We start from the raw sequence: 21,639 nt of genomic DNA, 5'->3' as shown, positions 1-21,639 counted from the left end.
GTTCCTCTATCAGGTTAATCGACAGCCACTGGTGCCAAAAAGGCGGCTTCCAGCAGCTGTTGTGTATATGGATGTTGCGGTGAGGCAAAGATACTTTGCGCTTCACCCTGTTCGACCACTTGGCCATGCTTGACCACCATCAATTGGTGGCTCAGCGCTTTGACTACCGCCAGATCATGGCTGATAAACAAATATGTCAGGTTGTACTTGGCTTGCAGTGAGCGCAACAGCTCGACTACCTGACGTTGTACGGTCCGGTCCAACGCTGAGGTTGGCTCGTCCAGCAAAATCAACGCCGGCTTTAACACCAATGCGCGGGCAATGGCGATTCTTTGCCGTTGTCCGCCTGAAAACTCGTGAGGGTAGCGGTGCCGGGTTTCCGGATCCAGGCCTACTTCTCGCAAGGCTTCAATAATAGCGGTTTCTTGCTCCTGGGCGGTGCCCATGCGGTGAATACGCAAGCCTTCACCGACAATCTCGCTCACGCTCATGCGTGGGCTGAGGCTGCCGAAAGGGTCCTGGAACACCACCTGCATTTCCCGTCGCAGCGGTCTGACTTCTTGCTGCGACAAACAGTCTAATCGTTTGTCTCCAAAACGGATCGAGCCCTTGCTGGCAATCAAGCGCAAAATTGCCAGGCCCAGGGTCGATTTGCCTGAGCCGCTTTCTCCCACGATACCCAGGGTTTGCCCACGTGGAAGGCTGAAGTTGATGCCGTCGACGGCCTTCACATGGTCGACCGTCTTGCGCAACAGCCCTTTTTTGATCGGGAACCAGACTTTCAAGTCCTCGACGTCCAGCAAGGGTGGCCCGGCAACAGTGCTGGCGGGGCCTCCACTGGGCTCTGCACTGAGCAGTTCCCGGGTGTAGGGATGTTGCGGCGAACGGAACAACTGTTCGCACGATGCTTGTTCGACGATGCAACCGCGCTGCATGACACATACTCGGTGGGCAATTCGTCGAACAAGGTTCAAATCGTGACTGATCAGTAGCAATGACATGCCCAGCCGGGCTTGCAGATCTTTCAATAAATCGAGAATTTTCAGTTGGACCGTAACGTCCAGCGCCGTGGTCGGTTCGTCGGCAATCAACAGCTCTGGTTCGTTGGCCAGGGCCATGGCGATCATGACTCGCTGTCTCTGGCCGCCTGAGAGCTCGTGTGGCAATGCTTTGAGGCGCTTTACGGGTTCAGGTATGCCAACCAGCTCAAGAAGCTCCAGGGTACGGCGTGTGGCCGCCTTGCCCGTGAGTCCTTTGTGAATCCCGAGAACTTCATTGATTTGCTTCTCAATGCAGTGCAAGGGGTTCAGCGAGGTCATGGGTTCTTGAAAAATCATCGCAATCCGGTTGCCACGAATATGCCGCAGTTTATTCTCGTTCAGGGTCAGCAGGTCGTGTCCCGAATACAGGATGCTGCCGCTCGGATGGCGGGCGATGGGGTAGGGCAGCAGCCTCAGGATAGAGTGTGCGGTGACCGATTTGCCCGAGCCGCTTTCGCCGACCAGCGCGAGCGTTTCCCCGCGCTTGATATCAAAACTGATGCCTTGCACCACGCGCTGCGGTTTTCCATCGCTTGCAAATTCAACAGAGAGATCGCGCACTTCGATCAGGTTGTCCTGCGTCATCTCATTTCCTCGGGTCGAAGGCATCGCGAGCGGACTCACCGATAAATACCAGCAGGCTGAGCATTATCGCCAGCACCGCGAAGGCGCTCATCCCCAGCCAGGGCGCTTGCAGGTTGGATTTACCCTGGGCGACCAGCTCACCCAGTGAGGGCGCGCCCGGCGGCAGACCGAACCCCAAAAAGTCGAGGGCCGTGAGCGTGCCGATCGCCCCGGTCAAAATAAACGGCATGAAGGTCATGGTTGAAACCATGGCGTTGGGCAAAATGTGGCGGTACATGATCGCCATGTTTTGCATGCCCAGGGCGCGGGCAGCCCGCACATATTCCAGGTTGCGCCCACGCAGGAACTCGGCCCGCACCACGTCTACGAGGCTCATCCACGAGAACAGCAGCATGATCCCCAGCAACCACCAAAAGTTGGGCTGGACAAAGCTGGCCAGAATGATCAGCAGGTAAAGCACGGGCAAGCCTGACCAGATCTCAAGAAAGCGCTGGCCGACAAGGTCGACCCAGCCGCCATAAAAACCCTGGAGCGCGCCCGCAATGACGCCAATGACCGAGCTCAGGAGGGTCAGGGTCAGCGCGAACAGCACCGAGATCCTGAAGCCGTAGATGACCCGGGCCAGAACATCGCGCCCCTGATCATCGGTCCCCAGCCAGTTTTCCGCCGAAGGCGGTGCAGGGGCGGGCACTTTCAGGTCGTAATTGATGCTCTGGTAGCTATAGGGGATGGGCGGCCAAATGACCAGGGCATCTTTCTTGGCCAGCAATTCACGGATATACGGACTTTTGTAGTTGGCTTCGAGGGGGAATTCACCGCCAAAGTCTGTCTCGGGGTAGCGCTTGAGGGCGGGAAAATACCAGTCGCCGTCGTAATGGATAACCAATGGCTTATCGTTGGCGATCAACTCAGCTCCCAGGCTTAGCCCGAACAGCACCAGAAAGATCCACAGTGACCACCAGCCACGCTTGTTTCGCTTGAAGAGCTCGAAGCGTCTTCGATTCAGAGGCGATAGCTTCATCTCAATGCTCCCTGCTTTCAAAGTCGATGCGCGGATCAACCAGGGTGTATGAGAGATCACCGATCAGTTTCACCAACAGCCCGAGCAGGGTGAAGATAAACAGGGTGCCAAAGACCACCGGATAATCACGGTTGATTGCGGCCTCGAAGCTCATCAGCCCCAAGCCGTCCAGCGAGAATATGACCTCGACCAGCAATGAGCCGGTAAAGAAAATGCCGATGAAAGCCGACGGGAAGCCGGCGATGACCAGCAACATGGCGTTGCGGAAAACATGGCCGTAGAGCACGCGGTTGTTACTGAGCCCTTTGGCTTTGGCGGTGACCACATACTGCTTGTTGATCTCGTCCAGGAAGCTGTTTTTGGTGAGCAAGGTCATGGTCGCAAAGTTGCCGATAACCAGCGCGGTCACCGGCAGCACCAAGTGCCAGAAATAATCGAGGATCTTGCCGCTCCAGCTGAGCTCGTCGAAGTTGTTGGAGGTCAGGCCGCGTAACGGGAACCAGTCGAAATAACTGCCACCGGCAAACACCACGATCAGCAGGATGGCGAACAGGAACGCTGGAATGGCATACCCCACGATGATCGCCGAGCTGGTCCAGACATCAAAAGGGCTGCCGTGTCGGGTTGCCTTGGCGATGCCCAGCGGGATCGACACCAGGTACATGATCAGGGTGCTCCACAGTCCCAGAGAGATGGACACCGGCATCTTCTCCTTGATCAGGTCGATGACTTTGGCATCGCGGAAGAAGCTCTCGCCGAAGTCCAGTCGGGCGTAGTTCTTGATCATGATCCACAGTCGCTCGGGGGCTGATTTGTCGAAGCCGTACATTTTTTCGATTTCGTGAATCAGCTCCGGGTCGAGTCCTTGCGCTCCCCGATAGTTGGAACCGGCCACCGAGACTTCAGAGCCGCCGCCTGCGATGCGGCTGGTTGCTCCGTCGAAGCCTTCGAGCTTGGCGATCATCTGTTCCACCGGGCCGCCAGGCGCCGCTTGAATGATGATGAAGTTAATCAGGAGGATCCCGAAAAGCGTCGGAATGATCAGCAGCAGTCGCCTGAATATATAGGCCAGCATTTAAGGCTCCTGGCTCGGACTTGGGGTGTCAGTCGGCGCGGCAGGTTTCGCATCTGGTTTTATCCACCAGGTGTTGGTGCCGATGTCGTACAGCGGAGTGACCGATGGGTGAGCGATGTGATCCCAATACGCGACACGCCAGGTTTTGATATGCCAGTTGGGTACCACGTAGAAGCCCCACTGCAAGACACGATCCAGCGCCCGGGCATGATTGATCAGGCTTTGTCGCGACTCGGCGTGGATCAAACCTTCGGTCAGTTGATCAATGGCCGGGTCCTTGAGACCTATGAAATTGCGGCTCCCGGGTTTATCGATACTCAGCGATTCCCAATAGTCGCGCTGTTCGCTGCCAGGGGAGTTGGACTGCGGGAAACTGCCGACGATCATGTCGTAGTCCCGCGAGCGAAGGCGGTTCAGGTATTGGGAGACGTCGACCCGGCGGATCTGCAAGTCGATTCCCAGGTCGCTGAGGTTGCGCTTGTAGGGAAGCAGGATCCGTTCGAACTCGGTTTGTGCCAGCAGAAACTCGATTTGGACCGGCTTGCCCTGGGCGTCCACCATTTTGTCGTCGACGATGCGCCAGCCCGCGTCCTGCAGCAGTTTCCAGGCGCGACGCTGATGGTCGCGAATCATGCCGCTGGCATCGGTGACGCTGGGCTTGAAGGTGTCAGTAAAGACCTTGTCGGGGACCTGTCCGCGCAGAGGCTCCAGAATGGCCAGCTCTGCTTCTGTTGGAGGTGCCTTGGCGGCCATCTCCGAGTTTTCAAAATAACTGCCGGTACGCGCGTAGGCGCCGCTGAATAATTGTTTGTTGGTCCATTCAAAGTCGAACAGCAGACTGAGCGCCTCCCGCACACGTACATCCTGAAACATTGGTTTGCGCAGGTTAAACACGAAACCCTGCATGCCTGTCGGGTTGCCGTTGCGGATTTCTTCTTTCTTCAAGCGGCCCTGATTCACCGCCGGGACGTTGTAAGCGCTGGCCCAGTTTTTGGCGCTGATCTCCAGCCAATAATCGAACTGACCGGCTTTGAGTGCTTCCAGTGCAACGGTGTTGTCACGGAAGTAATCGACTGTGATCGCATCAAAGTTGAACAGTCCCTTGTTGATGGGCAGATCCTTGCCCCAGTAGTGGGTGTCGCGCTCATAGCGGATCGAACGCCCGGGGTTGATCTCTGCAACCTTGTAAGGACCGCTCCCTACAGGTATTTCCAGGTTGCTTTTGTCGAATTCGCGGGTTTCCCACCAGTGTTTGGGCAGCACCGGAAGCTGGCCTAGGATCAGCGGCAGCTCGCGGTTTTTGTTGTGTTTGAACGTGAACTTCACTTGCAGCGGACTTTCTGCGATGGCCTGGTCGACGTCGCTGTAATAGCCCTTGAACAGTGGCGAACCATTGGTCATCAGGGTGTTGAAACTGAACACCACGTCTTCGGCACGGATAGGGTGCCCATCGTTGAAGTGGGCTTCAGGGCGCAGGTAAAAACGCACCCAGCTGTTGTCCGGGGCTTTTTCAATCTTCTCGGCGATCAGGCCATACGCGGTGAAGGGCTCATCGAGGCTCTGGCGGGTGAGGGTGTCGAAAGTCAGGTCGATATCAGCCGCCGGAACGCCCTTGTTGATAAAGGGGTTCAGGCTGTCAAAACTGCCGAAATCCGACTTGCGGAACGTGCCGCCTTTGGGGGCGTCCGGATTCACGTAGTCGACATGCTTGAAGTTGGCCGGGTATTTGGGTGGTTCGTCATACAGCGTCAGTGCATGTTGCGGAGCCGCCAGCGCCATGCAGGCCAGGCTGGACAGCAACAGGCCACAGAGCGGTTTTAACAATGTACGCAGAGGCATCATTGGGTTTTCTCCGTAGGCTTTATCCACCACGCACTCAGGCCTAGCGTATAGGGCGGCGTGGTCACGAAGGCGAACCGGTTGCGGTACGCCAGGCGGTGATAATTCAGATACCAGTTGGGGATGCTGTAGTGCTGCCAGAGCAGGACGCGATCCAGCGCCCGCCCAGCCGCCAATTGTTCTTCGCGGGTCCGTGCCGCCAGCAATCGCTCAAGGAGTTGATCGACTACCGGATCAGAGACGCCTGCATAGTTCTTGCTGCCCTTGACGTTGACCTGGCTGGAGTGGAAGTACTGCCATTGCTCAAGGCCCGGGCTCAGGGTCTGGTTGAGCGTCATCAGAATCATGTCGAAATCGAACTGGTCCAGCCGTTGCTTGTATTGAGCGCGATCCACGGTACGCAGCCGGGTTTCAATCCCGATACTGGCCAGGTTCTCCACATAGGGCTGCAGGATGCGCTCAAGATTGGGGTTTACCAGCAATATTTCGAATTTGAGCGGCTGGCCTTCACGATTGAGCAGACGCTGCCCGGAGAGTTTCCATCCACCTTGTTCCAATAACCCCAGCGCGCGGCGCAAGGTGGCGCGCGGGATGCCCCTGCCGTCGGTTTCAGGCAGGGTAAAGGCCTGACTGAATAGTTCAGGTGGCAGCTGGCTGCGCCAGGGAGAGAGCATCAGCCATTCATGCCCTACGGGAATGCCGTGGGCCGAGAACTCACTGTTGGGGTAATAGCTGAGGGCGCGCTGATAGGCGCTGTTGAACAGCGTGCGATTGGTCCATTCAAAGTCGAACATCAGACCCAGCGCTTCGCGCACTCGGGCCTGGTTGAAGGTGGCGCGACGGCTGTTCATGAACAGCCCCTGGGTTTGCGTCGGGATCTGGTGCGTGATCTCTGCCTTGACCACATCGCCTCGGCGCGCAGCCGGAAAATTGTAGCCATTGGCCCAGTTTTTGGCCTGATGCTCGATATAGATATCGAACTCCCCGGCCTTGAATGCTTCAAATGCGACATCGCTATCGCGGTAGAACTCCACCTGAACCCGGTCAAAATTGTATTTGCCGCGATTGACCGGCAGGTCGGCGCCCCACCATTGTTTAACGCGCTCAAAGACCAGTTGCCGACCCGGAGTGACCGTGGTGATGCGATAAGGGCCGCTGCCCAGCGGCGGCTCAAAGGTCGTGGCCTTAAAGTCGCGTTTGGCCCAGTAATGCTGAGGCAATACCGGCAGCTCGCCCAGGCGCAGGATCAGCAAGGGGTTGCCGCCACGGTTGAACACGAAGCGAATACGCTTGGGGCCCAGGATATCGACCCGTTGCACTTCCTGAAGGTGGGTTCGGTATTGCGGATGGCCTTCTTTGCGCAACAGGTTGTAAGAAAACGCTACATCGTAGGCGGTGATGGGGGCGCCATCGTGGAAGCGTGCTTCGGGACGCAGGTTGAACACCACCCAGCTACGGCTTTCGTTGTACTCGACCGATTGCGCGATCAAGCCATAACTGGAAGTTGGCTCATCTCCGGAAGGCGCATATTGGCCAGTACCCGCCATCAGGGTTTCGTTGAGCTCATTGACCCCATATTGCAAGAAATTTGGCGTCGAGACAGGGCTGGAGCCCTTGAATGTGTAGGGGTTGAGCGTATCGAAGGTGCCGAAGGCCATGACCTTCAGCGTCCCGCCTTTGGGCGCAGAAGGATTTACCCAGTCAAAATGGGTGAATGTGGCCGGGTATTTGAGGGTTCCAAATTGCGCGTAACCATGGCTTTCGCTGAGGTTTGCGCTGGCGGGGAAGCTCAAGGCCAGGCTGATGAATAGCGGAAGGAGGGGACGCATCAAGTCAGAGATCCGATCCAGGCATTGGGCTTTTGGTCTTCGTACAGTAACAGCTTGTATCTGTAGGAAAAAGGCCGTGCTGGAAAGCACTACGGGCAAGCTGCTTCCTACCTATATGTAAGATTCAGCTCGCCCGTAGATCGGCGCGTATTGCGCTTAGCGCGGTTTTGACACTGTCAGCACTTGCCCGGGCTTGAGGGCTTTGGCGCTGTTTGGATTCCAGCGCTTGAGATGCTGCATTTCGACGTTGAAACGCTTGGCGACGATGTACAGCGAGTCACCTTTTTTTACCTTGTACTTCGTGGCTGTTTTGACGGTTGCCTTGCGCGTGTCTTGCATGACCAGCGTCTGGCCGACCTTGAGGTTTTTGCCGGTGAGCTGGTTCCAGCGTTGCAGATCCTTGACATTGACCTTGTTGTTCTTGGCAATGAGCGTCAGGTTATCGCCACTTTTGACGCGGTACTTGCGATTGAGCCGGGCGGGTTGCTTGCTGGCAAGGTTGTCGAAGACCGGTTTTTTCGGACGCAGGCTGATCAGCTCTTCGGGCTTCAGGCTGGACAGGCTGGCGGTCAGCAATTGCGCCTTGGAGGTGGGTACCAGCAAGTGCTGCGGGCCATCGATAGTGGCTCGTTGCTTGTACGCAGGGTTCAGCTGGAACATCTCGTCTTCGTCGATCTCAGCCAGCGCTGCCACGCGTGACAGATCCATGGACTGTTTGATCTCGACCATTTCGAAGTAGGGTTCGTTGGCAATCGGGTTGAGATTGATGCCATAGGCTTCAGGGGCCAGAACTACTTGGGACAGGGCCAGCAGTTTAGGGACGTAGTCCTTGGTTTCCTGCGGCAATGGCAGGTTCCAGTAATCGGTGGGCAGACCGAGCTTTTCGTTGCGCTCGATGGCCCGGCTGACCGTGCCTTCACCCGCATTGTAGGCAGCCAGGGCCAGCAACCAGTCCCCGTTGAACATGTCGTGCAGACGGTTCAGGTAGTTCAAGGCGGCCAGGGTCGAAGCCGTAATGTCGCGGCGTCCATCGTAGGCGCGGGTCTGGCGCAAGTTGAAATAACGGCCGGTCGATGGAATGAACTGCCAGAGCCCTACCGCATTGGCGTGGGAATACGCCATTGGGTTGTAGGCGCTTTCGATGGCTGGCAACAGCGCCAGTTCCAGCGGCATGTTGCGTTCTTCGAGGCGTTCAACAATGTAGTGGATGTACAGGCTGCCGCGCTCGCCGGCGTTCTCGAGGAACGAGGGATTACTGGCGAACCACAGGCGCTGCTGTTCAATACGCGGGTTGACGTTCTGGCCGTCCTGCAACTTGAAGCCCTGGCGCATCCGCTCCCACACATCCTGTGGGGCTACGGGGCCAGGTTTCTCGCTGAGCCAGATCGGCTCCTGCGGGATACGCTTGGTCAGTTTGAGGCTTGGCCTTTCGGCGGTTTGTGCCGAATGATCGATGCTTTGGCAGCCCGCGAGCGTCGCGGACACAGCCAGCGCGATGGCTTTAACCAAGCGCGTCAATGCGTCTGAATTGATGGATTTACGTATGGATGACGACATTGGCTGGAAGTTAGTTCCGGGCAAAAATGTCGGGGGATTCTAGAAAGCACATGGGGCGCGGTCAACCGTTCAGAATTTTTGTGCCAACCGCGACCCTGATTAGAACTTATCTTTCCAGCTGCGCAGGCTGGCAAAGACCGAGCAGGGCGACGTATTGTCGAGCTTGTTCCACTCGTCAGCTTTTTCTTTAACGGATGTTTCACCGACTCTCAGGAAGGGATTGGTACGCAATTCGAGGGCCATAGTTGATGGCAAACTGATGCGTCCCTCGGCGCGCCATTGCGTCACTTGGGCCATGCGCATGGCAACTTCGGGGTTGTTGGGTTCTACCGCCTGGGCAAAGCGCAAATTGCTCAAGGTGTACTCATGGGTGCAATACACGCCGGTGTTGCCGGGGAGTGCCGCCAGGCGGCTCAGCGAGTGGTGCATCTGCTCGGGCGTTCCTTCGAATAACCGTCCGCAGCCAGCGGCGAACAGCGTGTCACCACAAAACAGCAACGGTGCCGTTGCGTCAGCGTGATAGTAGGCAATATGCCCGAGGGTGTGACCGGGTACGAGGAAAACCTCGAATGCCAGGCCCAGCACTTCAATGCGGTCATTGTCGCCGAGGGCCACTTGTCGGGCCGGGATGTTCTCCTGTGCCGGACCCCAGACCTTCGCGTTAGTGTGTTTATGCAGTTGTTCGACACCGCCGACATGATCGGAGTGATGGTGGGTAACCAGAATGTCGCTCAGGACCCAGTCCGGGTGCAGGTCCAGCCAGGCCAGAACCGGCGCGGCATCACCTGGATCGACCACGGCGCAGCGCTTGTGGAGGGTGTCCTGTAACAACCAGATGTAGTTGTCACTAAAGGCGGGCAGGGCGTCGATCTGTAACATGGTGCAATTCCCAAGTACGAAACAATGGCGCATCTTAGAGCGTGTGATAGGTGGATGGCGAGTTGGAGGGAGCAATGACCGATAAAGCATTGGCTCAGGCTGATCCTGAGTGGCTGGCGCTGATGAGTTCGGCCCGCGAATGGCTGTCGGGTCCCCATGGGCAGTTGTTGCTTGCAGAGGAGCAACGCGTGCTCGAGGACGAGCTTGGACGCTATTTCGGTGGTTATCTGGTGCACTATGGCCCCGGCGCCGACACGCCGCCAAAGGCCCCTCAGGTGCAGCGCAATGTACGGCTCGGGGCACCTTTGCCTGGCGTCGAAATCATCTGTGAAGAGCAGGCATGGCCTTTATGCGAGCATGCCGCCGATGTGGTGGTGTTGCAGCACGGTCTGGATTTCTGCCTGTCACCCCATGGTTTGCTGCGTGAAGCGGCCAGCAGTGTGCGCCCGGGCGGGCACTTGTTGATTGTCGGCATTAACCCGTGGAGCAGTTGGGGGCTCAAGCATGCATTTGCCAAGGATGCGCTGCGCCAGGCGCGTTGTATTCCGCCTTCGCGCGTCGTCGACTGGTTGAATCTGCTGGGCTTTGCGCTGGAGAAACGCCGCTTCGGGTGCTATCGTCCGCCGCTGGCCTCCGCTGCCTGGCAGAACCGTTTGGCCGGCTGGGAACGCAGGGCGAGCAGCTGGCAATTGGCCGGTGGCGGCTTCTATATACTGGTCGCCCGCAAAATGGTTGTGGGCTTGCGGCCTGTCAATCCGTCGCGTCGTGAACCGATGGGCAAGCTGATCCCATTGCCGATGGCCAAGCTCAATCGGCGTCATAGTGATCCTTGAGCCACTCCTGATCAATTCAGGGCCGGATCATTCCGGCCTCTGGTGCTGCCGATGATTATTGGCAGGCCACATTACCCTTTTTGGATAGTTTGTAATGACCGATAGCGTTGAGATGTTCACCGATGGTGCTTGCAAGGGAAATCCGGGCCCGGGCGGTTGGGGAGCCTTGCTGGTTTGCCAGGGTGTCGAGAAAGAACTCTGGGGCGGCGAACCCGATACGACCAACAACCGCATGGAACTGATGGCAGCGATTCGTGGCCTTGAAGAACTCAAGCGCCCCTGCGAAGTGCTGCTGGTGACCGACTCACAGTACGTGATGAAGGGCATCACCGAATGGATGGTCAACTGGAAAAAACGCGGCTGGAAAACTGCTGCCAAAGAACCGGTAAAAAATGCCGATCTGTGGAAGTTGCTCGATGAGCAGGTCAATCGCCACACCGTGAAGTGGCAGTGGGTTCGCGGCCACATTGGTCATCACGGTAACGAGCGTGCCGACCAGTTGGCCAATCGCGGCGTGGATGAAATGAGGGGCCTCAAGCATGCGTAGTGTTGTACTCGATACTGAAACCACCGGTATGCCGGTCACCGATGGCCACCGGGTGATCGAGATCGGTTGCGTCGAGTTGATGGGCCGCCGCCTGACCGGGCGGCATTTTCACGTCTATCTGCAACCGGACCGTGAAAGTGACGAGGGCGCGATAGGCGTCCACGGCATTACCAACGAGTTTTTGGTGGGCAAACCCCGCTTCGCAGAAGTCGCCGATGAGTTTTTTGACTTCATCAAGGGCGCGCAACTGATCATTCATAACGCTGCGTTTGACGTGGGCTTTCTGAATAACGAGTTTGCCTTGATCGGGCAGACAGACCGGGCCGACCTGACTCAGCACTGCAGCATCCTCGATACCTTGGCCATGGCACGGGCGCGGCACCCGGGGCAGCGCAACAGCCTCGATGCCTTGTGCAAACGCTACGGTGTGGACAACTCGGGCCGTGAGCTGCACGGCGCTTTGCTCGACTCCGAGATTCTTGCAGACGTTTACCTGACCATGACCGGTGGCCAGACCAGTCTGTCACTGGCGGGCAATGCCTCTGATGGCAATGGTTCCGGTGAAGGTTCGGGCAACCAGGCCACTGAAATACGCCGTCTGTCGGCTGATCGTCAGCCAGGCCGGATTATTCGTGCAAGTGAAAGCGACTTGGCCGAGCATGCGGCGCGACTTGACGCCATTGCAAAATCGGCGGGTGGTCCATCGCTGTGGACGCAGCTTCTCGACGCCAAAGGGCAGACGTTGCAGTAACCGCGATTGTTGTCGCCACTGTTTGTTTTTGTGGCGGTAAACCGACATCGTTCAGGGGTTATCCGTGACCGGAAATAAGGATTTTTCATGCATCTGGTTATGAACCCCAAGGACCCTGAAGTCTCGGTACGTTTGGCCGATGAAGGTTTCGCACCCTATATCTGGGGCAACGACTTCAGCTTTGAAGTGCGTGCCTATGCCCGCGTCGACCGGCACAAAAAGGTCGAGCAGTGGCCATTGGATATGATCACCCCTTACCGCAAGTGCTACGGCATCGATCCTGATGAGTTTGCGAGCTATCGAGGAGCACCCGATAGCGCGATCTTCATGGCTTATCTGGATAATCAGCCTGTCGGTCACGTGGTGGTCAGCACCAACTGGAACGGTTTTGCCCATGTTGATGAACTGGCTGTGGCCGCTCCGGCCCGTCGTCATGGCGTAGCCCGGTCGTTGCTGGATGTCGTCAAGTTCTGGAGCCACAAAAAAAACCTGCCCGGCATCGTGCTAGAAACCCAAAACAACAACCTGGGTGCCTGCCGTTTGTATGAGCGGTGCGGGTATCAGGTGGGGGGGATCGACTATCTGCGTTATCGCGGCATCGACCCGCAGACCGCTGAAGTGGCCATTTTCTGGTATTTGTTGTTCGAGAGCCGCGACTGACCTGCAATACCTGCCCTTGCAGCGGGAGGCCGGTGCAGCGCTTTTACAGCGCCACCACTCCCTGGTCAGCGAGCATGCTTTCAGCTTTCTGGCGCACGATATCCAGCAAGGCATTCAATGCGAGCCCGGATTCGCAACCTTTGCGTGTCAAGGCATACAGCGTCACGGGTATGGCTGGGGATAACGGGCATACATCCAGCCCGCTGTTTCTGGCTCCCACCGCCGTAAACGGATCGACCAGCGCCAGCCCTTCACCGGCTTCCACCATGCTGCGCATCATCTGATAGTTCTGCACCTGAATCTGTATCACCGGCACCGGATGCAAGGTTTGTACTTTGCTGTCCAGCATGCGGCTCAGGGGGTCGTGCTGTTCCAGGCCAATCATCGCTTGTCCGGCAAGATCCTGCAGCGCGATGTATTTTTGCCGGGGGGAGAGCCAGCCGTGCGGGGCCAGAAACTGCACCTTGCCCTGGGTCAGCTTCAGGCAGTCGATACCTGACTGCGTGGAGGGGTGCAGGCTGAGGCCAATATCGCACTCGTCCATCAACAAGCGTCTCGCGATTTCCGTGCAGGGCTGACTGCTCAGCGTGGTCGGCGTATCGGGGAAGCGGCGTCTGAGTGCAGCGATACATTGGGGTAGCAAGGGTTGAGCCAGTGTTTCGCTACAGACCACGCGTAATGCCGGCTCCTGGTGTTGGCGCAACGAATCGCCGAGCCGTTTCAGCGGCTCGAGCTCCAGGTACAACTGGTCGATGCGGGGTTGCAGCAGAAGGGTTTCACGCGAGGCCTGCAGCCGCCCGCGAACGCTGGCGAACAACATGAAGCCAAGGTGTTGTTCTGCCTCCTGCAGCGTGGCGCTGAGGGTGCTCGCAGGCAGCTGCAGCAACTCGGCCGCATGGCCGAGGTTACCTGTTTGCAAAATAGCCTGAATTACTTCGATATGGCGTAAACGCATGCTTGAAGTCCATGTGCAGCAGATGAGGTTTCAGTGTTGAGAAGCCTGATCCAAGTCTTATCCCATGACTTCAGCGATATGCCGGGCAATTAAGCCTGTACGACAGGAGCGACAGGCGCCTCGGTCACAGGGAATTCCGGTTCGCGAATCAGTTCGACGCCCGATTGCACCAACTGGAACTGATTGCCACTGATCCTGGCAACACGGTCGCCAATCGCCAATTTGTAAGTGACGACAGGCTGACCGTCTACTCCTGGGGTGGAATTTTGAAACTCATGCACGGAATAGACGCGGCCTTCCGCATCCCTTGCATGAAATTGCCCAACGAGAACTGCCGACATTTGTAGAGAACCTCTGGAGATAAACACCCAATTTTCGGTTCTGTAGACCGTTGTTCAGTAGGGGAAGTTTAGCAATGTGAAAAAAATAGTCCGGCTACTTTACAGGCTTGCAGGCTGATAGGGTGAACTGGGGTGCAAGAAAGGCTTCCAATCATCTATAACTAATCTTCTTTCAGTCACAGACTTGGGGTTTTCCATGAGCAAGGTCTTCGATGTTGCAGTATTGGTCGGCAGTTTGAGAAAAGATTCCCTCAACCGAAAAGTGGCCCTTGCACTGGCGGAACTGGCCCCGGCCAGTCTTAAACTGAAAATTGTCGAAATAGGGGATCTGGCACTTTATAACGAAGACATTGACGTTACGCCGGCACCTGCGTCCTACACCGCTTTTCGCGATCAAATACGCCCGGCGGATGCCGTACTGTTCGTGACACCCGAATACAACCGCTCGGTGCCGGGTGTGCTGAAGAATGCCATCGATGTGGGGTCGCGCCCTTATGGGCAAAGTGTATTCAACGCCAAGCCGGGCGCAGTGATCAGCGTCTCACCGGGTGCCATCGGCGGGTTTGGGGCGAACCATCATTTGCGCCAGTCGCTGGTTTTCCTCAATGTGCCCTGCATGCAGCAGCCAGAAGCCTATTTGGGGGGCGCAGGGGATGCATTCGATGCCTCGGGGAAACTGTCCGAAAAAACGCGTCCGTTTCTGCAGAAGTTCATCGACGAGTTTGCCCGGTGGGTCGAACAGCATTACAAGGCCTGATCCATCAGACTCATAAAAAACGCGGCAGGCCTGACTCAGGGCTGCCGCGTTTTTTTGTCAGCGTGCTCAGCTGCTTTGCGGCATCTCACCCTGGGCCAGGCGCTTGTTAATGTCAGCAATAACCTCCGGCAGGTCGCTGATGGTGTCGATCAAGTAATGCGGGCGCGAACCTTCGAACAGGGCGTGGATGCGCTTGCGTTCCGTGGCCAGGGTTTCAGGGGCCAGTGCCTTGTATTGCGCATGGGTCAGGCCCAGAGCGTTACCTGAGCACACGAGAGCGACCGTCCACATGCCGGCGCGACGGCCTTCGAGAATGCCTGGAACCGTGTCGTCGATCTTCACGCAGGCGCCGACATCATCAATACCCAGCGCGATCACGTTGGCCAGTGCCTGGGCCGGCCAGGGACGACCGTTCGGCACTTCATCGGTGGCCACCACGTGGTCGGCGACGTAGCCATTGGTGGCAGCCAGTTCAACCACTTTGGCCATCACTTGTGCCGGATAGCCCGAGCAAGAGCCAATCTTGATACCTTGAGCGCGCAGGGCAGCGATGGTGTCCAGCGCGCCGGGAATCAGTGCCGAGTGCTCGGCGATTTTTTCGATTTGCAGCGGCATGAAACGCTCATAAATGGCAGTCACGTCGTCGTCGGTCGGAGCGCGGCCAAAGACTTTTTTGTAGCGCTCAGTGATTTGCGGCTGATCGCACAGCGTCCGGATGTGATCCCACTTGCCCATGCCCATCGGGCCACGGGCCTCTTCGATGGAGACCTGCACGTCGAACTCGCCGAAGGCCTCGACAAAGATCTGGGTCGGGGCGAAGGAGCCGAAATCGACCACTGTGCCAGCCCAGTCGAGAATGGCTGCCTGAAGCTTGCTTGGATTGGTGTAGTTCATGTCATTAAATCCTGTGTGAGCGGGCTGTGCCGCACGGAAAAATCAAAGGTGGAACCACGGCGATGAGGTTCAGATTTCCAGCACTTCCATTTCCTGCAGCACTTCGGCCACGGCATTGACCGCCGCCCGCATTTCGGCCTGGTTAACGTGGCCGATACAGCCGACCCGGAAGGTCTCGACCTGAGTCAACTTGCCTGGGTACAGGATGAAACCCTTGGCTTTAACCCGTTCGTAGAAATCCTTGAACTGGTAGCGAGGATCTTTGGGGGCGTGGAAGGTAACGATAATGGGGGCTTGAATCGCCTCGGGCAGAAAGCTGCGGATGCCCAGGCTGGCCATACCGTCGAGCAAGGCCTGGCAGTTGTTGGCATAGCGCTGATGACGAGCTGGCAAACCGCCTTCTTCGTTGTATTGCAGCAGTGCCTCATGCAGGGCGGCCACGACGTGGGTGGGCGGGGTGAAGCGCCATTGCCCGGTCTTGGCCATATAAGTGTGCTGATCATGCAGGTCCATCGCCAAAGAATGGCAGTTGCCTGCGGCATTGCTCAGTGCCTCTTTACGGGCAAAGACAAAGCCCATGCCCGGCACGCCTTCCAGGCATTTGCCGGAGGCTGCGACCAGTGCATCGAAGGGGACTTGCCGCGCGTCGATGGGCAGGGCGCCGAAAGAACTCATGGCGTCGATGATCAGGCGCTTGCCATGTTGGGCAATGACGTTGGCGATTTCTGGCAGCGGGTTAAGAATCCCGGTGCTGGTTTCGCAGTGAATCAGGGCGACGTGGGTGATGCCAGGATCCGCGCTCAGCAAGCGATCCACGTCGCTGGCTGTGGTGGGTTCGTCTTCGGCCGTTTCGAAGGTGCTGAAGCGACGCCCCAGCACCTCGCAGATTTTGGCCAGACGCTTGCCGTAGGCGCCGTTGATCAGCACCAGAACCTTGCCATCGCGTGGCACCAGGGTGCCAATGGCGGCTTCGACGGCGAAGGTGCCGCTGCCTTGAAGCGGCACGCAGTAATGGCTGTCGCTGCCATTGATAATGGCCAGCAATTGTTCGCACAGGCTGGCGGTCAGTTGGTTGAAACGGTCATCCCACGAGCCCCAGTCGACCATCATGGCCTGGCGTGTGCGCGCCGAGGTGGTCAGTGGGCCAGGGGTCAACAGGATCGGCGCGGCAGTACTCATTCTGGTTTCCTCACAAGCGTTGGGATGGCTACTGGATACACGGCATAAATTGCAGTTTGAGTTGATATCAATCAAATTGTTTGTTGTTATGCCAGCCATCAGTGAGGGTTATGCATGTGAATTTGTTCCAGCTTCGTGCGTTCGACGCAGTGGCCCGTGAAGGCAGCTTTACCCGTGCCGCGGCCCGATTGTTTATCAGCCAGCCGGCGGTCACCGGGCACATCAAGACCCTTGAGGAGCATTACCAGATCACCTTGCTGCGCCGAACTGCACGGCGGGTTGAGCTGACGGAAGAGGGCATCAAGCTGGCCGCCATCACCCGCGCCATGTTTGGTCTGGTTGATGAGGCGCAGGTCATGCTTGAGGCCAATCGCCAGTTATTGACCGGGCGACTTGAGGTGGCGGCCGATGGTCCGCATATGGTGATGCCGATGCTGGCGAGCCTGCGGGCACGTTATCCGGGGATTACGGTCAATCTGCGATTGGGCAACGCACAGGAAACCCTGGCGGCACTGCTGTCGGAGCACGTTGATGTGGCGGTGCTGACGGAGATAGAACCGCGCAAAGGATTGACCTTGCGCCCCCTCATCGAGTCACGGATCTGCGCTCTGGTCCCGGCGAACCATCCGTGGCTGGCGCTGCCGGAAGGGATCGACATTGCGCAGCTGGATCAGATCATCATGGTGTTGCGTGAACCCACTTCCATCACCCGGCGCACCTTTGATGAGGCGTGCAACAAGGCCGGGGTTAACCCGCGTGTCCTGCTGGAGCTGGACAGCCGTGAAGCAGTCACCGAGGCCGTGGCCGCGCAGCTCGGGGTCGGGATCGTATCGTCTATCGAGGTCAGCCATGATCCGCGCGTAGGGGCGGTACCGATCAAGGGCGAAGGGCTGGTCAACCGGCATATGCTCGGGTGCATGGAACGCCGTGCCGAGCTGCGGTTGATCAAGGCGTTCATGGGGCTGGCGCAGGAGCACCAGCCATAAGGTCCTCACGCACGATATCGAGAAAGGTGGCCACCACCCGACGTGAACCCTGCTCCCGCAGACAGACCAGGGTTTCAGTCAGGCGCCTGTTGCAATCGGTGATCGGCAGGGCGCAGACCCGCGAGTCCGAGCCGAATTCGGCCGCCGACACCACCCCCACGCCGATGCCGACGACCACGGCTTCCCGTGCGGCTTCGCGTCCCTCGACCTGAATCGCCGCACGAATGCGCAGGCCCGCACGGCTCATTTCTTCCTCGAGGGTTTGCCGGGTCACCGAGCCGACTTCACGCAAGACCAACGGCGTGTCATCCAGGTCGGCCAGGCAAATGGAACTGCGTCCAGCCCAGGGGTGGGTGCGCGCTACAAATGCCAGCATCGGGTCGCTGCGCAACGGCACACTGAGCAGGCGCTCATCATTGACATCGCGCCCCAGCAACGCCAGGTCAGCCTGGTAGTTGAACAGGCGCGCCAATGACTCATCGGTGTTGCCGGTTTCGATTTTGACGGTGATCCCCGGGTAGCGTTCGCAGAAACGGGCAATCTGTGGCAAAACATGAACGGGGGCGTCCACGGCCAGAACCAGACTGCCCGTCAGCAACGCCCGGGAATCCTGCAGCAGCTCATGGGCTTCGGCCTGCACCACAAACAGGCGTTGGGTGACACTCAGCAGCCGCTCACCCAGATCGGTCAGACGTACCGAGCGCTTGTTGCGGTGGAACAGTTGCACGCCAAATCGTTCTTCGAGTTTTCGGACTTGATCGGAGATGGCCGGCTGGCTCAAAAACAACCGCTCGGCAGCGCGAGTGAAACTGCCGTGTACAGCAACCGCATGAAACGCTTTTAACTGTGCGTGGGAAACCGACATCGGACCACCTCTCACAAGCTGAGCTTATTAGTGAAATACGATAAATCGATTTTACCTATTAGTCAGTAATTGCTTTTATCGACCTCAGCCCGGCGTTATGTCCTCGATAACACCGGGTCGTGACTTGCCCCAGCGCGATCCTGAAACCCAATAAAAATACGGATCGTCATGGTTTGTCTGATTTGTCCCGCCCTTGTCTGAGGGCTGGATTGAAGTGCTCAACACAATAAAAAAACAGGCGTTCTTTTTTGATTCTGCCGGCACATTCACTTCTGAGGTCGTACCTGACATGAATAAGTCCATTGCCACTATCAAGCGTTGGCGCGTGCAGATTTTTGCCATCACTTGGCTGGCCTATGCAGCCTTCTACTTCACTCGCAAAGCGTTTTCGGTCGCCAAACTCGGCATCGGAGAGGACCCAGCGTTCCATATGGACAAGATGGCGATGGCGAACCTGGATGCCATCTATCTCGCCGCCTACGCCGTCGGACAGTTCACCTGGGGCATCCTCGCGGACCGCTTCGGCCCCAGAGTCGTGGTATTGGGCGGGTTGATCATCTCGGCCCTGGCGGCGCTGGTGATGGGCACCTACGCCACATTGCCGATTTTCGCTACGTGCATGCTGATTCAAGGTCTGGCGCAATCCACGGGCTGGTCAGGACTGTGCAAAAACATCGGAAGCTTTTTCCCGGCCCAGCAGCGCGGGCGGGTATTGGGGTTATGGAGTTCCTGCTACGCCTTTGGCGGACTGGTGGCTTCGCCCTTTGCCGGCTGGTGGGCGTATACCCTCATAGGCTCCTGGCACGCCGCGTTCATCTCCAGCGCCGCGGTGGTTGGGTTGGTTGCCGTGTTGTTTTTCATCTTCCAGCGCAATAAACCCGAAGACGTAGGTTTGCCAGCGGTCGAACCCGAACCTGAAATGAGCGATGAAGAACGTGCAGCCGAAAAGCGCATCAGTGTCTGGGCTCCGCTGCGCGAGATCATGCGCAATCGTACGGTGCTGACCCTGGGGCTGGCGTATTTCATGTTGAAGCCGGCGCGTTACGCCATTTTGCTCTGGGGGCCGGTGATCGTATTTGAGCAGATGCCCCAGGTGGGCAAAGTCGGTGCGGCGATTATTCCGACGGCGTTTGAATTGGCCGGGTTACTGGGGCCGATCATGATTGGCCTGGCCTCCGACAAAATTTTCGGTGCGCGGCGGATGCCCGCCTGCATTTTGAGTCTGTTTGCGCTGACGATCTCGCTGGCCTTCTTTATGGGGGCGCTGCATTCCGGCAGCGTGATGCTGGTGGTGGCGCTGTTGTTCATCATGGGCCTGACGCTTTACGGACCTGACTCGATGATCAGCGGAGCAGCGGCCATTGACTTCGGGACGGCCAAGGCGGGTGCCACTGCTGCCGGTTTTGTGAATGGCTGTGGTTCGGTGGGCGCGATTCTTGGAGGGCTGCTGCCGGGGTATTTCGACACGGTTACGGTGTTTATCGTCTTTGCCGGGTGCGCGCTGTTCGCTTCGCTGGTGCTGATTCCGCACTGGAACAGTCGTCCTGCCGGGTACAAGCAGGAATGTCCGTTCGTGCCCAACAACCCGCTGTTGATCAAACCTTTGCGTACCTGATCGGGAGAAGTACCCATGCGACCTTTTTGGCTGGAACAGGCGCTTGCGTTAGACAGTGGCGCCCCATGCGAAACGTTGACCGGTGACACCCGTGCCCAGGTCTGCATTGTGGGAGGCGGTTACACCGGATTGTGGACGGCGATCATGCTCAAGGAGCAGAACCCGGAGCTGGACGTGCTGCTGATTGAAGCCGACATCTGCGGGGCCGGTGCCAGCGGGCGTAATGGCGGCTGCGCGCTGTCGTGGTCGGCCAAGTACTTCACCCTTGAGCGTCTGTTCGGCGTCGAGGAGGCGGTACGCCTGGTTAAAGCGTCGGAGCAGAGCATTTATGCCATTGGCGCGTTCTGCGAGAAGTACGCCATCGATGCCGATTTTCGACTGGATGGCACTTTGTATACCGCGACCAATGCGGCGCAGGTGGGCTCAACCGATAGCGTGATCGCTGCGCTGGAGCGTCAGTCGATCAACTCGTTCAGTAAGCTGGCGGTAGAGGAGGTGCAGCGTCGGGCCGGCTCGGCCCAGCATCTGGAAGGCTGGTTTTCTCCCGCCGCGGCCAGCGTGCAGCCGGGCAAGCTGGTGCGGGGCTTGCGACGGGTAGCGTTGCAATTGGGCGTGAGAATCCACGAGAACACACCAATGATTGGGCTGGAAGAAGGAACGCCAGCGTTGATCCGAACCCCTGATGGCAGTATTCGTGCTGATCGCGTGGTGTTGGGGATGAACGCCTGGATGGCGCGGGCGTTCCCGCAGTTCGAGCGCAGTGTGGCGATTGTCTCCAGTGACATGCTGATCACCAGGCCGCGCCCGTACTTGCTGCAGGAAATCGGCCTGACCAGCGGTGTCACGGTGCTGGATTCGCGGATTTTCGTGCACTACTACCACAACACCCCGGACGGCCGGATCATGCTCGGCAAAGGCGGCAATACGTTTGCTTATGGCGGGCGGATGTCGCCAGCATTTGATCGACCTTCCCCCTATGCAGGGTTACTGCAAAAAAGTCTGCAGCAGTTTTTTCCTGCCTTTGCCGGGGTGGAGGTCGAAGCCACCTGGAACGGCCCTTCGGATCGATCGGTTACCGGCTTGCCGTTCTTTGGGCAGATGAGCCCCTACGGCAATGTGTTCTATGGCTTTGGCTATTCGGGGAGTGGCGTCGGGCCATGCCATATGGGCGGACAAATCCTGGCATCGCTGGTGCAAGGCCAAAACAATGACTGGACGCGCTCGCCGCTGGTCGACGGGCCTCTGGGGTATTTCCCGCCTGAGCCCATTCGTTACCTCGGGTCGTTGATGGTGCGTAACGCTATCCGGCGCAAGGAACGGGCGGAGGATCATGGGCGCCGGCCCCGGCATCTGGATGTACGGCTGGCCAAATTTGCAGCCGCGGCGGGCAAGGCTGATAAGGCTTAAGGCAGAGTAGATTGGATTTTTTGG

The 21,639-nt window shown here is 57.9% G+C and carries 21 protein-coding genes; 8 read left to right on the top strand and 13 right to left on the bottom strand.

What is annotated here, in order from left to right; all coding sequences use genetic code 11:
* Window positions 1-14: 14 nt before the first annotated feature.
* From AWM69_RS03510 to gloB, 7 genes are all read right to left on the bottom strand, one after another.
* Complete coding sequence (locus tag AWM69_RS03510) at window positions 15-1,625, bottom strand: ABC transporter ATP-binding protein (RefSeq protein WP_218725787.1); 1,611 nt, start codon at window positions 1,623-1,625, stop codon at window positions 15-17.
* A 1-nt stretch (window position 1,626) separates the two neighbouring features.
* The gene (locus AWM69_RS03505; RefSeq protein ID WP_131652841.1) at window positions 1,627-2,646 is read right to left on the bottom strand and encodes an ABC transporter permease; all 1,020 of its coding nucleotides are present in this window, start codon (window positions 2,644-2,646) and stop codon (window positions 1,627-1,629) included.
* A gap of 1 nt (window position 2,647) precedes the next feature.
* Window positions 2,648-3,721: a microcin C ABC transporter permease YejB gene (locus AWM69_RS03500; protein ID WP_048379390.1), complete on the bottom strand. Its 1,074-nt coding sequence runs from the start codon at window positions 3,719-3,721 to the stop codon at window positions 2,648-2,650.
* Window positions 3,722-5,563: an extracellular solute-binding protein gene (locus AWM69_RS03495; RefSeq protein WP_218725786.1), complete on the bottom strand. Its 1,842-nt coding sequence runs from the start codon at window positions 5,561-5,563 to the stop codon at window positions 3,722-3,724. It lies immediately after the preceding gene.
* The gene (locus AWM69_RS03490; protein WP_131652843.1) at window positions 5,560-7,389 is read right to left on the bottom strand and encodes an extracellular solute-binding protein; all 1,830 of its coding nucleotides are present in this window, start codon (window positions 7,387-7,389) and stop codon (window positions 5,560-5,562) included. Before AWM69_RS03490 ends, AWM69_RS03495 begins: the two co-directional genes overlap by 4 nt.
* A gap of 156 nt (window positions 7,390-7,545) precedes the next feature.
* Window positions 7,546-8,946, bottom strand: coding sequence for a lytic transglycosylase domain-containing protein (locus tag AWM69_RS03485; RefSeq protein WP_131652844.1), 1,401 nt, complete (start codon window positions 8,944-8,946; stop codon window positions 7,546-7,548).
* Window positions 8,947-9,045: 99 nt separating this feature from the next.
* The gene (gloB, locus tag AWM69_RS03480; RefSeq protein ID WP_218725785.1) at window positions 9,046-9,825 is read right to left on the bottom strand and encodes a hydroxyacylglutathione hydrolase; all 780 of its coding nucleotides are present in this window, start codon (window positions 9,823-9,825) and stop codon (window positions 9,046-9,048) included.
* Window positions 9,826-9,899: 74 nt separating this feature from the next.
* Between gloB and AWM69_RS03475 the strand changes: the two genes are divergently transcribed.
* From AWM69_RS03475 to AWM69_RS03460, 4 genes are all read left to right on the top strand, one after another.
* Complete coding sequence (locus tag AWM69_RS03475; protein WP_218725784.1) at window positions 9,900-10,658, top strand: class I SAM-dependent methyltransferase; 759 nt, start codon at window positions 9,900-9,902, stop codon at window positions 10,656-10,658.
* A gap of 94 nt (window positions 10,659-10,752) precedes the next feature.
* Complete coding sequence (gene rnhA / locus AWM69_RS03470; RefSeq protein ID WP_048379403.1) at window positions 10,753-11,205, top strand: ribonuclease HI; 453 nt, start codon at window positions 10,753-10,755, stop codon at window positions 11,203-11,205.
* Window positions 11,198-11,956, top strand: a complete 759-nt coding sequence (gene dnaQ, locus AWM69_RS03465) for a DNA polymerase III subunit epsilon (protein WP_218725783.1) — start codon at window positions 11,198-11,200, stop codon at window positions 11,954-11,956. Before rnhA ends, dnaQ begins: the two co-directional genes overlap by 8 nt.
* An 87-nt stretch (window positions 11,957-12,043) precedes the next feature.
* Window positions 12,044-12,616: a GNAT family N-acetyltransferase gene (locus tag AWM69_RS03460; RefSeq protein WP_218725782.1), complete on the top strand. Its 573-nt coding sequence runs from the start codon at window positions 12,044-12,046 to the stop codon at window positions 12,614-12,616.
* A 43-nt stretch (window positions 12,617-12,659) separates the two neighbouring features.
* On the opposite strand, the gene AWM69_RS03455 is transcribed toward AWM69_RS03460, so the two are convergent.
* Window positions 12,660-13,571 (bottom strand): LysR substrate-binding domain-containing protein, encoded by a 912-nt coding sequence (locus tag AWM69_RS03455; protein ID WP_218725781.1) that lies wholly within the window; start codon window positions 13,569-13,571, stop codon window positions 12,660-12,662.
* Window positions 13,572-13,660: 89 nt separating this feature from the next.
* Complete coding sequence (locus AWM69_RS03450; RefSeq protein ID WP_048379411.1) at window positions 13,661-13,912, bottom strand: hypothetical protein; 252 nt, start codon at window positions 13,910-13,912, stop codon at window positions 13,661-13,663.
* Window positions 13,913-14,108: 196 nt separating this feature from the next.
* Here AWM69_RS03450 and AWM69_RS03445 point away from each other — a divergent pair, with 196 nt between their 5' ends.
* A complete protein-coding gene (locus AWM69_RS03445; protein ID WP_131652848.1) occupies window positions 14,109-14,669 on the top strand; it encodes an NADPH-dependent FMN reductase in 561 nt (186 codons plus the stop codon).
* Window positions 14,670-14,735: 66 nt separating this feature from the next.
* On the opposite strand, the gene phnX is transcribed toward AWM69_RS03445, so the two are convergent.
* Window positions 14,736-15,563 carry a phosphonoacetaldehyde hydrolase gene (phnX, locus tag AWM69_RS03440; RefSeq protein WP_048379415.1) on the bottom strand — a complete coding sequence of 276 codons (828 nt, stop codon included), beginning with the start codon at window positions 15,561-15,563 and terminating at the stop codon, window positions 14,736-14,738.
* A gap of 69 nt (window positions 15,564-15,632) precedes the next feature.
* Complete coding sequence (locus AWM69_RS03435; protein ID WP_218725780.1) at window positions 15,633-16,742, bottom strand: 2-aminoethylphosphonate--pyruvate transaminase; 1,110 nt, start codon at window positions 16,740-16,742, stop codon at window positions 15,633-15,635.
* Window positions 16,743-16,858: 116 nt separating this feature from the next.
* Between AWM69_RS03435 and AWM69_RS03430 the strand changes: the two genes are divergently transcribed.
* The gene (locus AWM69_RS03430; RefSeq protein ID WP_131652908.1) at window positions 16,859-17,728 is read left to right on the top strand and encodes a LysR substrate-binding domain-containing protein; all 870 of its coding nucleotides are present in this window, start codon (window positions 16,859-16,861) and stop codon (window positions 17,726-17,728) included.
* Here AWM69_RS03430 and AWM69_RS03425 read toward each other — a convergent pair.
* Together AWM69_RS03425 and AWM69_RS03420 are read right to left on the bottom strand one after the other, a co-directional pair.
* Window positions 17,697-18,593, bottom strand: coding sequence for a LysR substrate-binding domain-containing protein (locus AWM69_RS03425; protein WP_131652851.1), 897 nt, complete (start codon window positions 18,591-18,593; stop codon window positions 17,697-17,699). The two genes, AWM69_RS03430 and AWM69_RS03425, sit on opposite strands and share 32 nt — an antisense overlap.
* An 84-nt stretch (window positions 18,594-18,677) precedes the next feature.
* Entirely contained in the window at window positions 18,678-18,884 is a 207-nt protein-coding gene (locus AWM69_RS03420; RefSeq protein WP_131652852.1) for a hypothetical protein, read from the bottom strand.
* Here AWM69_RS03420 and AWM69_RS03415 point away from each other — a divergent pair.
* Window positions 18,883-20,208 (top strand): MFS transporter, encoded by a 1,326-nt coding sequence (locus tag AWM69_RS03415; protein WP_218725779.1) that lies wholly within the window; start codon window positions 18,883-18,885, stop codon window positions 20,206-20,208. The genes AWM69_RS03420 and AWM69_RS03415 overlap by 2 nt on opposite strands.
* 15 nt (window positions 20,209-20,223) lie before the next feature.
* Entirely contained in the window at window positions 20,224-21,615 is a 1,392-nt protein-coding gene (locus AWM69_RS03410; protein ID WP_218725778.1) for an FAD-dependent oxidoreductase, read from the top strand.
* The last annotated feature ends 24 nt before the right edge of the window (window positions 21,616-21,639 follow it).

The sequence above is a fragment of the Pseudomonas sp. D1HM genome (genome assembly GCF_019266105.1).
GTDB lineage: Bacteria > Pseudomonadota > Gammaproteobacteria > Pseudomonadales > Pseudomonadaceae > Aquipseudomonas > Aquipseudomonas taetrolens.
Note: the sequence above shows the minus strand (reverse complement) of the source record. Positions and strands in the feature narration are given on the sequence as shown.

Bases quoted from the DNA above. Each gene is read 5' to 3' on its own strand.
- AWM69_RS03475 (WP_218725784.1), top strand. From the start codon at position 9,900: ATGACCGATAAAGCATTGGCTCAGGCTGATCCTGAGTGGCTGGCGCTG.
- AWM69_RS03435 (WP_218725780.1), bottom strand. From the start codon at position 16,742: ATGAGTACTGCCGCGCCGATCCTGTTGACCCCTGGCCCACTGACCACC.
- AWM69_RS03500 (WP_048379390.1), bottom strand. From the start codon at position 3,721: ATGCTGGCCTATATATTCAGGCGACTGCTGCTGATCATTCCGACGCTT.
- AWM69_RS03485 (WP_131652844.1), bottom strand. From the start codon at position 8,946: ATGTCGTCATCCATACGTAAATCCATCAATTCAGACGCATTGACGCGC.
- rnhA (WP_048379403.1), top strand. From the start codon at position 10,753: ATGACCGATAGCGTTGAGATGTTCACCGATGGTGCTTGCAAGGGAAAT.
- AWM69_RS03450 (WP_048379411.1), bottom strand. From the start codon at position 13,912: ATGTCGGCAGTTCTCGTTGGGCAATTTCATGCAAGGGATGCGGAAGGC.
- AWM69_RS03490 (WP_131652843.1), bottom strand. From the start codon at position 7,389: ATGCGTCCCCTCCTTCCGCTATTCATCAGCCTGGCCTTGAGCTTCCCC.
- dnaQ (WP_218725783.1), top strand. From the start codon at position 11,198: ATGCGTAGTGTTGTACTCGATACTGAAACCACCGGTATGCCGGTCACC.
- AWM69_RS03415 (WP_218725779.1), top strand. From the start codon at position 18,883: ATGAATAAGTCCATTGCCACTATCAAGCGTTGGCGCGTGCAGATTTTT.
- AWM69_RS03510 (WP_218725787.1), bottom strand. From the start codon at position 1,625: ATGACGCAGGACAACCTGATCGAAGTGCGCGATCTCTCTGTTGAATTT.
- AWM69_RS03420 (WP_131652852.1), bottom strand. From the start codon at position 18,884: ATGTCAGGTACGACCTCAGAAGTGAATGTGCCGGCAGAATCAAAAAAG.
- phnX (WP_048379415.1), bottom strand. From the start codon at position 15,563: ATGAACTACACCAATCCAAGCAAGCTTCAGGCAGCCATTCTCGACTGG.
- AWM69_RS03505 (WP_131652841.1), bottom strand. From the start codon at position 2,646: ATGAAGCTATCGCCTCTGAATCGAAGACGCTTCGAGCTCTTCAAGCGA.
- AWM69_RS03460 (WP_218725782.1), top strand. From the start codon at position 12,044: ATGCATCTGGTTATGAACCCCAAGGACCCTGAAGTCTCGGTACGTTTG.
- AWM69_RS03455 (WP_218725781.1), bottom strand. From the start codon at position 13,571: ATGCGTTTACGCCATATCGAAGTAATTCAGGCTATTTTGCAAACAGGT.
- AWM69_RS03445 (WP_131652848.1), top strand. From the start codon at position 14,109: ATGAGCAAGGTCTTCGATGTTGCAGTATTGGTCGGCAGTTTGAGAAAA.
- AWM69_RS03410 (WP_218725778.1), top strand. From the start codon at position 20,224: ATGCGACCTTTTTGGCTGGAACAGGCGCTTGCGTTAGACAGTGGCGCC.
- gloB (WP_218725785.1), bottom strand. From the start codon at position 9,825: ATGTTACAGATCGACGCCCTGCCCGCCTTTAGTGACAACTACATCTGG.
- AWM69_RS03425 (WP_131652851.1), bottom strand. From the start codon at position 18,593: ATGTCGGTTTCCCACGCACAGTTAAAAGCGTTTCATGCGGTTGCTGTA.
- AWM69_RS03495 (WP_218725786.1), bottom strand. From the start codon at position 5,563: ATGATGCCTCTGCGTACATTGTTAAAACCGCTCTGTGGCCTGTTGCTG.